Here is a 12,057-nt window from a genome sequence, read left to right on the forward strand (position 1 = left end):
TTTTTCTTAATAATGAAAATTACTCATTTTACTCTGTTGAGATAGATGGATCTGCCTGTTCTTTTTTCGGGATAATCTCAAAAAACTTGTTCTGTATATCATCTAATAATGGTGTTAACAAAGCAACTTCCTCATATTGCTCGTGCTCGTTTAGTACACGAATATAGTCTAGCAATAATTCAGTTACATCTTTCAAACCATTTTTACTAATTGGTTGTAATGTAACATTTGCGCCTTTTGCGATTCTTCTTTTTAAGGCCTGTTCTGTTAAGCCTAAGTTTGAATCACGACGCAAATAAACAACACCGCCAGTCATGCCAGCGCAAATCCATGGACCAGGGTCACCTAAAACAAGCGCTCGCCCGTTTGTCATATATTCAAAAGCAAAACCTTTAATATTGGAGTATGCACCTATATTTCCTTGCTCTTTTTCACGGAGTGGTTTTGTTATTCTACCTCCAATTATCATGTCTGCCCCAGAAAGGCGAATGCCAGCGCGAGCATCAGCGTTCCCTTGTACGTATAGTGCCCCTTTTTGTGCACCATATCCAAATCCTTTTCCGACAGAACCGTTATAATATACTCCGTCTTTTCCTTTTGATTTCGTTATATAAATCCCACCACCAAAGGAAGTTTTACCAATGCCATCTTGTGCGCCGCCATTTACGTGTATAAATAAATTTTCACTATTGTAAGCACCTAACCCATTTCCGGGAATAGAACCATCCGTATACTTTAATGTAAGTGGTTCAAGTTGAGTAGCTTCATATAGTTTACTGCGAACGCGATAACATGATTCTAGACCACCCATAACGCGTTGCTCTACACCAACGCCTACCAATTCTTTTGAGTCAGCGGAATGAACTGTCTTAAATTGTTTTTCCGGTACGCCTTCTGTTGTTGTAACAGATGGATGTTCTATTATTTGTAGTAAATTACGTAAGTTTAATAAATTTTCGCCTCGAACTTGCTCTAATAAATCAGAACGCCCAACAATTGCTTGTAAATTTGTATAACCAAGCTGTCCTGTTAATCGTTTTAGTTCTACACCGAAAGAGGTGAATAAATTTAGCAGGCCAGCAACTGCGCTTTCTAATTCGCGTGGGACGAAGCGGCGTAACCCATGTTCTTTTGCTTGTGCTTCAGACTCGATTTGTGTCGCAATTCCAACATGGCAAGTATCTAGATGGCACCCACGGCAAGTAGTACAGCCGATTGCAATCATTGATAGTGTGCCAAATCCAATACGGTTTGCTCCGAGGAGCATGATTTTCAAGGCATCATTTACACTTCGAATACCACCATCTGCCCAAATCTCTACTTTATGTCTCATGCTTGCTTCTAATAAAGCGTTGTGAGCGGCTTTAACACCAATTTCTACAGGGAGACCTACATGCTGCAATGCGTGAATACGTGCAGCGCCTGTTCCGCCATCGAATCCGCTAATGTTAATAAAATCAGCGCCAGCTTTGGCGATACCGACAGCAATTGTTCCGATATTAGGAACAACAGGGACTTTCACGGCTACTTTGGCAAGTTGATTAGCTGTTTTAATTTCTGTAATCATTTGAGCTAAATCTTCAATTGAATAAATATCATGGTTATTAGAAGGCGAAATTAAATCTGAGCCGATTGTCGCATTACGTGCTTCAGCGATTTTGGCTGTCACTTTTGAACCAGGTAAATGCCCACCTTCCCCAGGCTTTGCGCCTTGACCGATTTTGATTTCAATTAAGTTTGATGAGTTTAGTAGTTCGGCATTTACTCCAAATCGCCCAGATGCTACTTGTTGTCCACGTGTATGTGGATATTTTCCAATCATATCTTTAATTTCGCCGCCTTCACCGTTCAAGCTAATCATATTTAGCTGATCGGCTGCTTCTGCATATGCGCGAAAGGCAATTTCGTTTTGAGAACCAAATGACATAGAACTAATAATAAATGGTAAATTATGATTTTTGATGCCGATAGATACTTCTTCAGTTGGAACGACATGTTTTGTTTGTTTCGTTTGAACAAGGTGTCTGATTGCGATTGGATTATTCTCTTCTAGTTCACTTAACTTGTCACGGTAATCATCATAAGAATTTCCTTTTGCAACATCGCCGATTGCTTTCCAAATTCGCGGGAATATATGAAATGATTTTCGCATTCTAATTTTAGGATTGTTATAATCCTCTGCTCGTATTTTTGCATCTTCAACAAGTGATTCAAGTGAAAAGGCTAAATCATTTGAACCGAAGAAATTTGTAATCTGTAATATATTTGCGATTTCTTCATGTAATCCAATAGATGAATAGAGACGTCCGTAACCACGTAACTCATGAATTCCAATTGTTGAAATGACTTTTTCTAATCCTTTATTAAGTGCATTATATAGATTCGTAATTGGTGTTTTTGTTCCATCATTTACAGTCGCGAATAATAAATATGGATTAATACCATCTGCTCCTAATCCATATAGCGTGACAATGTCATGTAAGGAGCGAAGAGCACCAGAACGTATAACGAGAGAACAATTGCGGCGTAATTTATTTTCACTTAATGCTTGATGTACTTTAGCAGTAACTAAATGTGGATCAATCCACAATCGTTCATTTAGATGGGCTTTGGCGTCATCTAATACTAGTAGGGAAGCGCCATTGTTAACAGCAGCTATCGCTTCAGAACTAATGCGGCTTAATGCGCATTGCAGAGTTTCTGACGAGCTGAATGTAGCAGAGATTGTGGCGATAGAGTTATGAGTCTTAAATAGCTCTATGAGTTGTTCGTACGTAATTGTGTGTAATTCCTCTGCAATAGGTTGTGCCACGCTGCCTTCTAAAATAATTGGTGAAAGCATTTCAACTACAAATGGCCGTTTTGCGCCGCTTAATAAACTTGGACGCTCTCCAAGTACAGTACGTGTAGAGAAGTGTTCAATTTCACGGTCACGGTCAATTGCAGGGTTTGTAACAACAGCTACACTTTCTTTAATAAAGTCAGCGATATTTCGTCTATCAGTATCGAGTGCGGCAAGTGGTGAGTCATGCCCAAGTGAGCGTATTGGCTCAACGCCTTTTGTTGCCATCTGTTCAAGAAGTTGAATATGTTCTCGGTCCCATCCGAAAGCGACGTATTGTTTCGTTTCAACTTGAACAGAATCACATAGCCCTTGGATTTTTTTCGTTTCAGGGATAGATAAATTTAAATGGTAATTGGTAGTATCAATTCGCTTTTTAAAACGGTTATATACTTGGATTTGATATTTGTCATATTCATAAAGAACAAGTTCATCTTGTTCATTCCATTTTAATCCGACTTTTTCTCCAGGAGCGAGTGGTTTTGGTTCTGCTACATATTTAGTTGGTGATACAACTCCAGGTTCAGAAGAGAAAATATAAGAGCTCTCTGTCTCTACTTTCCATACTGGGCGTAATCCAAGGGAATCAACGCTGAAAACAGCTTCATCTTTAAAACGGGAAATGATGCCAGCTGGTCCTTGTGCAAAATGTCCCCATGCTTCACGTATATACGTATATAAATCTTGTAAAGGTGTTTCATAAAGTTTAATTTCATTAATAATTGGTGGGAATAGAATTTCCATTGCTTCAAATAAGCTGTAGCCGTATTGAACAAGTAGGGTTTCTAAGGTGCGGTTTAAATCTTGAGAGTCACTGCCTCCTGCAGTAAGTGGTACATCAATCATTTCAGCTTGATCGCGTAATTTCGCAATTGTGTTAATTTCACCATTATGTCCGAGAATGCTAAATGGTTGTACACGAAAAAAATTAGATAATGTATTAGTAGAGTAGCGGTTATGTCCTAATGTCATAGTTGAAGCGATAAGCGGATGTTGTAAATCATTATAGTAGGCAACAAGCGTATCACCAGCACCTAGAACTTTATATACAACATGATCATGACTTAATGAAGCAACATGAATTGCTTCGTTTTCCTCTATTTTTATTGTGACAGAAAATAATGTTTGCTCAATATTTATAATTTCGTTTTCTGCGATAAGGGCAACTTGCCAAAATAAAGGTTCTTCTTGTTTACCAAGTGGACCGAGCGCATCTGAGTTTGTTGCATCGTCACTTTCGAAAATAATAGTAAAGTTTTTGTTGTTTAATTGCGTACGAATATAATCTTTTAAGGCAGTAATGTTTTCTTTTTTATTTAGAAAAAAATGTCCAACGATAAAGTGGGGATGATCCACAATCGTTGGATTATATCCGCTACTTTTTAGTTTTTCATTCCAAAGTGTTTTTGGTATATCAATGTGAATGCCGATGCCATCGCCCTCGCCATTAATGAAACCAGCTCTATGATTCATTTTGACGAGTGATTGTATGCAAAGGTCAATGTTTTCTTTTGTAGCAATTTTTCGTTTCTCCATAACGGAAACGATTCCACACGCATCATGTTCTGCATTTCTATAATCTCGAAATAAAGACGGTGTCCATGTATTTTTTTTATTGAGCATCCGTCAATCCCCCCTCTTGTAAAAGTTAGAATAATCTTACTATTTAAGGCGCAAATCACCTTGTACACAGAGATAGTAATGCTGTAAAAGAATATAAAACAGATAATTATGAATAATTATACTATTAATACGTAATTTATGAAATAGAAAAAAGGAAAAAAGAAAGGTGAGCTTTCTTTTTTCCTTTTAATGACGGGATTATTTATTGTCTGCTAGGGCAGCAAATGCTCTGCCGACAGCTTCGATTGTATATTCAATATCTTCTTTTGTATGTTCTGTAGTTAAGAACCATGCCTCGTATTTAGAAGGTGCTAAGTTAACTCCTTCTTGAAGCATAAGCTTGAAGAATTTACCGAACATTTCACCGTCTGTATCTTGTGCGGCATCGTAATCTTCAATTGTATTAGTTGTGAAGTATACAGTTAAAGCCCCTTTTAGACGATTTAATGTAATGTCGATATTATGTTTCGCTGCTTGCTCTAAAATTCCTTTTTCAAGCATTGCACCAAGTTCATCTAATTTCTCATAAAGCCCTTCTTGTTGAAGTACTTCTAGACAAGCGATACCTGATGCCATAGAAGCAGGGTTTCCTGCCATTGTACCAGCTTGGTATGCAGGTCCAAGCGGAGCAACTTGTTCCATAATTTCTTTCTTACCACCGTAAGCACCGATTGGTAAGCCACCGCCAATAACTTTACCAAGCGCTGTTAAGTCAGGTGTAACACCAAGTAAGTCTTGAGCACCGCCGTACATAAAGCGGAAAGCAGTAATAACTTCATCATAAATTACTAGTGCGCCAGCTTCGTGAACAAGTTCATTCACTTTTTCAAGGAATCCAGGTTTAGGCTCTACAATACCGAAGTTTCCAACGATCGGTTCTACAAGGATAGCTGCTACTTCATGACCCCATTTATCTAAAGCTTCTTTTAAAGTTTCTACATTGTTAAATGGAACGGTAATAACTTCTTGTGCAATACTTTGTGGTACGCCAGCTGAGTCAGGAGTTCCTAAAGTAGAAGGGCCAGATCCAGCTGCCACAAGTACTAAATCAGAATGACCGTGGTAACAACCAGCAAATTTCATGATTTTTGTGCGACCTGTATAAGCACGAGCAACACGAATCGTTGTCATCACTGCTTCTGTACCAGAGTTTACGAAACGGACTTTATCTAATGCAGGCATTGCTTCTTTTAACATTTTTGCGAATTTTACCTCTAGCGCTGTTGGTGTTCCATAAAGTACCCCATTTTCAGCAGCTGTTGTAATTGCTTTTGTTATATGCGGATGAGCATGTCCAGTAATAATAGGACCGTATGCTGCTAAATAATCGATATATTTATTTCCGTCTACATCCCAGAAATAAGCGCCTTTCCCACGTTCCATAGCAACAGGAGCGCCGCCGCCAACTGCTTTAAAAGAACGAGAAGGACTGTTAACACCGCCAACGATATGCTCTAAAGCTTCTTTATGTAATGCTTCTGACTTTGTGAAATTCACTACAATTCATCTCCTTACAAAAATCTATGTATTATTCTAACATGTTTTTCGAAAAGACGTATTGTTTGTGATAGCGAAGGCAGTTGGGTAAACTATTCGTTGTGACATTTAGGAGGGGGGGCCGATTATGAAATCGGTAATTGAGGTACAAGGGTTACGTAAAGAGTTTACAGCCTATTCAAGTCGTCCGGGCTTAAAGGGTGCATTTCGCGATTTATTAAATCGTAATTATAAAATAGTACCAGCAGTAAATGATGTATCTTTTACTGTAAAGCAAGGTGAAATGGTTGGTTATATCGGTGAGAACGGTGCTGGTAAATCAACAACAATTAAAATGCTTACGGGGATTTTAACTCCGACATCAGGGCAAATCACAGTAAATGGAATGAACCCACATAAACAAAGAGAAGAATTTGTAAGAACAATTGGTGTTGTTTTTGGACAGCGTTCGCAACTTTGGTGGGATATTGCAGTACAAGAATCGTTTCGTTTATTAAAGAAAGTGTATGGTGTATCAGACGCTCAGTATAAGGAGCATATGGAGCACGTAATTGAAACGTTAGATATAGGGCCCTTATTAGATAAACCAGTTCGAAAATTATCTCTTGGTCAAAGGATGCGTTGTGAATTAGCGGCAGCCTTAATTCATAATCCACCGTTATTATTTTTAGATGAGCCAACAATTGGGTTAGATGTACTTGTGAAATTGAAAATACGTGAATTTTTAAAAGAAATGAATGAACGTTATAAAACAACAATTTTATTAACAACACACGATATTACTGATATTGAAGCTTTATGTGAGCGCGTTATCATGCTGGATGAAGGAAATATTATGTATGACGGTTCTTTAAATAATCTTCGTACGCAGTGGGGAGCGGAGAAGGAAATTCACTTTCAGTTTGTTGCACCAGTTTCCTATCAGGCTTTATCAATGGTTATGCCAGATAATCATGTCGTTTGGTCGAAAGCAAAAGAGGAAAATGCATGGGTTGCAAAAATTCCGAATGAAGAAGTTATTATTTCAATGCTTATTTCTAAAGTAGTACAAGCCTTTCAAATTAAAGATTTAAAAATTAACGAAGTGTCTACAGAGGAAATTATTCGTAACATTTATGAAGAAGGTATTACGCATGGGTAAGTATATTGAAATGATTCGAATTCGCTTTTTAATGATGCTTGCGTATCGTACAAATTACTATAGCGGGATTTTAATTTATACCATTAATATCGGTGCTTACTATTTTTTATGGCAAGCAATTTATAGTGGAAAAGAGAATATTGAAAGTTTATCTATTTCGCAAATGACCACGTATATCGCAATCGCGTGGATGGCACGTGCCTTCTATTTTAATAATATAGATAGGGAAATTGCGATGGAGATTCAAGAAGGACGTGTGGCTGTAGAATTAATTCGTCCGTATAACTATTTGGGAATGAAAGTTATGCAAGGTCTTGGCGAGGGAATATTCCGTTTTGCCTTCTTTTCCATTCCAGGCATGGTTATCGTTACGTTATTATTTTCGTTGCAAATTACAACAAATTTTCAAACTTGGTTATATTTCTTCTTATCTTTAATATTTAGTTTTATTATTAATACACAAATTAATTTAATGACGGGAATGCTTACGTTTTTCCTATTTAATAATAGTGGGATTATGTATGCAAAACGCGTTGTTATTGATTTATTTTCAGGTCTATTATTACCAATTAGTTTTTATCCGCTATGGGCCCAAAAAGCAATGATGTTTTTACCGTTTCAGGCTATTAGTTATATTCCAAGTATGATTTTTTCTGAAGGTATACAGGGGAGTAAGTTGTATGAGGCTTTAGTATTTCAAGTGATTTGGGCGATTGTACTTATTATTCCAATTGTACTCATGTGGAGAACGGCGAGAAAACGTCTAATTGTACAAGGGGGATGATGAGATGCTATATATAAACTTATTTTTACAATATGCAAGTCAATATATAAAAACAAAATTGGAGTATCGAGGCGATTTTATCGTTGGTTTACTTTCTGATTTATCGCTTCAAGCAGTTAATTTAATATTTATTCTCGTTGTATTTGGGCATACACAAGCATTGAAGGGATGGAGTCGAGAAGAAGTAATCTTTATTTATGGTTTCTTTTTAGTACCATTTGCCATCTTTTCAGCTTTCTTTAATATATGGGATTTTAATGATCGATACATTATTAAAGGGGAGATGGATCGTGTATTAACGCGGCCGATCCATAGCCTATTTCAAATTATATTAGAAAGAATGGAACTTGAATCTTTAATTGGAGCTATTACAGGGATTGTTGTAATGGGATATGCAGCTGTGGAGTTACAATTATCTTTTTACTGGTATGATTTCTTCTTATTTATATTGATGGTAGGAGGAGGAGCACTTGTATATGGAGGGATATTTGTTACGCTGGCGAGCCTTGGTTTTTGGTCGGATGCGAAAAGTTCAATTATGCCTCTTATGTATAACATAGGTAATTACGGGCGCTATCCTGTTAATATTTATAATCGTGTAATTCGTTTCATTTTAACGTTTGTTTTACCGTTTGCGTTTGTTGGAGTATATCCAGCGGCATACTTTTTAAGAAAAACAGAATGGAATAGTTATGCATTTGCGACGCCAATTGTTGGTGTTATCTGTTTTACGATTGCAATCACCCTCTGGAACCAAGGGGTAAAAAGGTATCGTGGCGCGGGTAATTAATTATAGAAGCTTGTTCGTTTCTAAGGGATAAATCAGTTCTCCACCTCATACATATAAAATGAGGTGGAGGACATGTTATGGGGATTTATTCTATTAATTGCAGCAATCGCTATTTTGAAAAGTGTCCAATTATTATGGAGTTCCTATTCGGATTCAACGCGTTTTTTTTCGCTCTATAATTTGGCCACATTATTTTTAATCTATACAACAGTACTAATCGCATTTGGATTAAGTTACGTTGTATTAGAGGAAATGGGTTTTGCAGTTTTGAAAGAGGACGGAGAAAGTTTGAACGCTCATTCTTTTCAACTCGTCGAAGTTTGTTTATATTTTAGCGCAGTTACTTTATTGTCTGTTGGATATGGTGACATATCTCCGATTGGAATTGGGCGATGGATTGCAATCGCAGAAGCGCTAATTGGATATACACTCCCTTTTGCTTTTGTGATGAGGTCTGTAATAGACAATGAAAAATAAGGAAGCATTTGTTATAGTAAAGGAAAAGAGTAGGAGTGATAACTATGATTACAGTAGGAGAAATGGCACCAGAATTCACATTAGAGGGAAGTAACGGAGAAGAAGTTCGCCTAGCTGATTTCCGCGGTAAAAATGTAGTTCTCTATTTTTATCCGAAAGATATGACGCCAGGATGTACAACTGAAGCATGTGATTTTCGTGATGCGTATGGAGTATTTCAAGAGAAGGATACGGTTATTCTTGGAGTAAGTCCTGATTCAGCGAATAGACATTTGAAATTCATTGAGAAACATGAATTGCCATTTACACTTTTAGTAGATGAAGATCATAAAGTAGCAGAGTTATACGATGTTTGGAAGTTAAAAAAGAACTTTGGGAAAGAGTATATGGGAATCGAGCGTTCTACATTCCTTATTAATAAAGACGGTGAACTTGTAAAAGAGTGGCGTAAAGTGAAAGTGAAAGGACATATTGAGGATGTTCTTTCTTATATAAAATAAATCTACATTGGAGATAAAATATGCAGAAACAAGGCAAGTGTCTATACATATTTTACTGCCTTACATAAAGTGGAAGTGTAGGGCATACCTCCTCAGATGATAGTATTCCAAGTGCGATTATGTCGCACTTTTTTCTATGGAATATATGAAGAAAAAAGGGAAAGATACATAAAAACAAGTCCTGAATATAAAAATAAACTACATACTTATAGTAGAAATATTGACGATTTATAAGAAAAGGAGTACACTCTTTATAAGAATTATAAAATAATAATCCGTATAGAATCGGGGTGCATGACGGTGGTCAAAGAAGAATTAAAAGAAGCGCTAGAAATGCTGAAAAATACGGGTGTACGCATTACTCCACAGCGTCATGCTATTTTAGAGTACCTTGTGGAATCAATGACGCACCCAACAGCGGATGATATTTATAAAGCATTAGAAGGTAAGTTTCCAAATATGAGTGTTGCAACTGTCTATAATAACTTACGTGTGTTTAAAGAGGTTGGACTTGTAAAGGAATTAACTTATGGAGACGCTTCAAGTAGATTTGATTATGTTACAAGTCAACATTATCATGTGATTTGCGAAAAATGTGGTAAGATTGTTGATTTTCCTTATGGAGGCTTGGAAAAGCTGGAAGAGGAAGCTGCGAAAACGACAGGCTTCGTTATCAATAGTCATCGCTTAGAAATTTATGGCGTTTGTCCAGAGTGTCATAAGGCGTAATATATAATAAAGAAAGGGGCTGACGGCTATACGTCAGCCTCTTTCTTTATTATATAAGGATTAGCGTGAGGTTAATCGGGATTTACAGTGCTAAGTTAGTAAGAAGGGTTAGATAAAAGTTTGTCGAATTTACTTTGTATTGGTGGAAATGAATTCTTGGAGGGGACATTTTGAAGAAATATGAGATTAAAAATAACATTCCAACATTGGAAGAATATAAATATTTATGTGATTCTGTGGGATGGACTAACTATATGAACTTTGAGGTGGCGGAAATATCACTTCAAAATTCGATTTACTGTATAACAGTCAAGGATAATAATCAAATCATCGGCATGGGGAGAATTGTTGGTGATGGGGCTATCTATTTCTATATTCAAGATATAGTGGTTCATCCAGATTATCAAAAGAATGGTATTGGAAAGAAAATAATGAATACTTTAGTAGAATACTTAAATGGGAATACTCCAGATAAAGCATTCATTGGTTTGTTTGCGTCGCAAGGTAAAACATCATTCTATGAAAAATATGATTTTAAAGATTATTCGCCTAATATGACAGGGATGTTTACTGTTATTTCGAAAAAATAGGTGTAATAAATTTAATAAAACAATTAAAAAGTTGATTTTTTAAGAAATCAACTTTTTAATGAGTTGAAACGTTTGTAGTGTTGCAAATTCGTATTTCCCTTGATACTTATGATTTATAACTCTTCTTATTATACTTTTCATCAAATTCTTTTCCTTCTAGATCTCGATCTAGTGTTAAAGGTTGATTGCAGTGCATACATGCATCGACACGGCCGAGCATTTTGGTTGGCTTATCACAGCTTGGACAAATAATTTGGATAGTCTTAGTAGATAACATACCAATCCAAAAGTAAACGACAGTGCTAGCGATAACAGCTAAAAAGCCAACCATCATAAACGTTGTCATAATAATAATGTTTTCGCGGAAAAAGACACCTAAGTATGCAATGAAGAGGCCGATAAATACTAAACTTAATGCAAAGGTCCGGATTTTATTGATTTTGTTTGAATACTTAATGCTCATTCTCACCACGCTCCTATACTAATAATATAACATAAAATTTAGAATTTTCACTCTCGTGTAAATTGATAAAGAGATAAGATATGAAATGAATAGGAGGGGAGCCAAGAATGAATGGACGCTATAATGATTTTTACAGCGGTTTTTAAGTTTTTAACGGGATGTGAAATTTTTTTATAAAAAGTATTGACCCTGTATATACTGCATGATATATTAATAACCGTCGCTGATGCGGAAACGCAGAAAACGACAAAAAAGAAATTAAAAAACTTAGTTGACATTGAAAAATGAAGATGTTAACATAAGGAAGTCGCAAATGAGCGACTAAGTAGTTCTTTGAAAACTGAACGAAACAAACAACGTGAAACGTCAATTTTTATTTTAGATGCTAGACAAACTAACTTTATTGGAGAGTTTGATCCTGGCTCAGGATGAACGCTGGCGGCGTGCCTAATACATGCAAGTCGAGCGAATGGATTAAGAGCTTGCTCTTATGAAGTTAGCGGCGGACGGGTGAGTAACACGTGGGTAACCTGCCCATAAGACTGGGATAACTCCGGGAAACCGGGGCTAATACCGGATAACATTTTGAACCGCATGGTTCGAAATTGAAAGGCGGCTTCG

General features: G+C 36.7%; 10 protein-coding genes and 1 rRNA gene. 8 read left to right on the plus strand and 3 right to left on the minus strand.

The features are described from left to right. Positions 1-28 precede the first annotated feature (28 nt). The gene (locus BLT20_RS22375; protein ID WP_000932763.1) at positions 29-4,465 is read right to left on the minus strand and encodes a glutamate synthase-related protein; all 4,437 of its coding nucleotides are present in this window, start codon (positions 4,463-4,465) and stop codon (positions 29-31) included. A gap of 198 nt (positions 4,466-4,663) precedes the next feature. Continuing rightward, the gene (gene hemL, locus BLT20_RS22380; RefSeq protein WP_001011863.1) at positions 4,664-5,962 is read right to left on the minus strand and encodes a glutamate-1-semialdehyde-2,1-aminomutase; all 1,299 of its coding nucleotides are present in this window, start codon (positions 5,960-5,962) and stop codon (positions 4,664-4,666) included. Positions 5,963-6,089: 127 nt separating this feature from the next. Here hemL and BLT20_RS22385 point away from each other — a divergent pair, with 127 nt between their 5' ends. The 7 genes from BLT20_RS22385 to BLT20_RS22415 all read left to right on the plus strand — a co-directional run bounded on the left by BLT20_RS22385 (position 6,090) and on the right by BLT20_RS22415 (position 10,973). Then, positions 6,090-7,103 carry an ABC transporter ATP-binding protein gene (locus BLT20_RS22385; RefSeq protein ID WP_000843655.1) on the plus strand — a complete coding sequence of 338 codons (1,014 nt, stop codon included), beginning with the start codon at positions 6,090-6,092 and terminating at the stop codon, positions 7,101-7,103. After that, positions 7,096-7,887 (plus strand): ABC transporter permease, encoded by a 792-nt coding sequence (locus tag BLT20_RS22390; protein ID WP_000521519.1) that lies wholly within the window; start codon positions 7,096-7,098, stop codon positions 7,885-7,887. Before BLT20_RS22385 ends, BLT20_RS22390 begins: the two co-directional genes overlap by 8 nt. Positions 7,888-7,891: 4 nt before the next feature. Further along, a complete protein-coding gene (locus tag BLT20_RS22395) occupies positions 7,892-8,677 on the plus strand; it encodes an ABC transporter permease (protein ID WP_000965773.1) in 786 nt (261 codons plus the stop codon). 72 nt (positions 8,678-8,749) lie between these two features. Continuing rightward, entirely contained in the window at positions 8,750-9,154 is a 405-nt protein-coding gene (locus tag BLT20_RS22400) for a potassium channel family protein (protein WP_000964343.1), read from the plus strand. Between the two features lie 44 nt (positions 9,155-9,198). Beyond that, positions 9,199-9,654 (plus strand): thioredoxin-dependent thiol peroxidase, encoded by a 456-nt coding sequence (gene bcp, locus BLT20_RS22405; protein WP_000633710.1) that lies wholly within the window; start codon positions 9,199-9,201, stop codon positions 9,652-9,654. 300 nt (positions 9,655-9,954) lie between these two features. Then, the gene (gene perR, locus BLT20_RS22410; protein WP_000237829.1) at positions 9,955-10,383 is read left to right on the plus strand and encodes a peroxide-responsive transcriptional repressor PerR; all 429 of its coding nucleotides are present in this window, start codon (positions 9,955-9,957) and stop codon (positions 10,381-10,383) included. A gap of 170 nt (positions 10,384-10,553) precedes the next feature. Beyond that, entirely contained in the window at positions 10,554-10,973 is a 420-nt protein-coding gene (locus BLT20_RS22415; protein ID WP_000759735.1) for a GNAT family N-acetyltransferase, read from the plus strand. Positions 10,974-11,079: 106 nt separating this feature from the next. Here the strand turns inward: BLT20_RS22415 and BLT20_RS22420 are convergent, their stop codons facing one another. Then, positions 11,080-11,436 (minus strand): YgzB family protein, encoded by a 357-nt coding sequence (locus BLT20_RS22420; protein WP_000025058.1) that lies wholly within the window; start codon positions 11,434-11,436, stop codon positions 11,080-11,082. Positions 11,437-11,836: 400 nt separating this feature from the next. On the opposite strand from BLT20_RS22420, the gene BLT20_RS22430 reads away from it, so the two are divergent. Next, positions 11,837-12,057: ribosomal RNA gene (locus BLT20_RS22430) — 16S ribosomal RNA — on the plus strand; the annotation flags it as partial.

Source organism: Bacillus sp. cl96 (assembly GCF_900100505.1).
Taxonomy (GTDB): domain Bacteria; phylum Bacillota; class Bacilli; order Bacillales; family Bacillaceae_G; genus Bacillus_A; species Bacillus_A cereus.

Bases quoted from the DNA above. Each gene is read 5' to 3' on its own strand.
- BLT20_RS22420 (WP_000025058.1), bottom strand. From the start codon at position 11,436: ATGAGCATTAAGTATTCAAACAAAATCAATAAAATCCGGACCTTTGCA.
- bcp (WP_000633710.1), top strand. From the start codon at position 9,199: ATGATTACAGTAGGAGAAATGGCACCAGAATTCACATTAGAGGGAAGT.
- BLT20_RS22375 (WP_000932763.1), bottom strand. From the start codon at position 4,465: ATGCTCAATAAAAAAAATACATGGACACCGTCTTTATTTCGAGATTAT.
- BLT20_RS22385 (WP_000843655.1), top strand. From the start codon at position 6,090: ATGAAATCGGTAATTGAGGTACAAGGGTTACGTAAAGAGTTTACAGCC.
- BLT20_RS22400 (WP_000964343.1), top strand. From the start codon at position 8,750: ATGTTATGGGGATTTATTCTATTAATTGCAGCAATCGCTATTTTGAAA.
- BLT20_RS22395 (WP_000965773.1), top strand. From the start codon at position 7,892: ATGCTATATATAAACTTATTTTTACAATATGCAAGTCAATATATAAAA.
- BLT20_RS22390 (WP_000521519.1), top strand. From the start codon at position 7,096: ATGGGTAAGTATATTGAAATGATTCGAATTCGCTTTTTAATGATGCTT.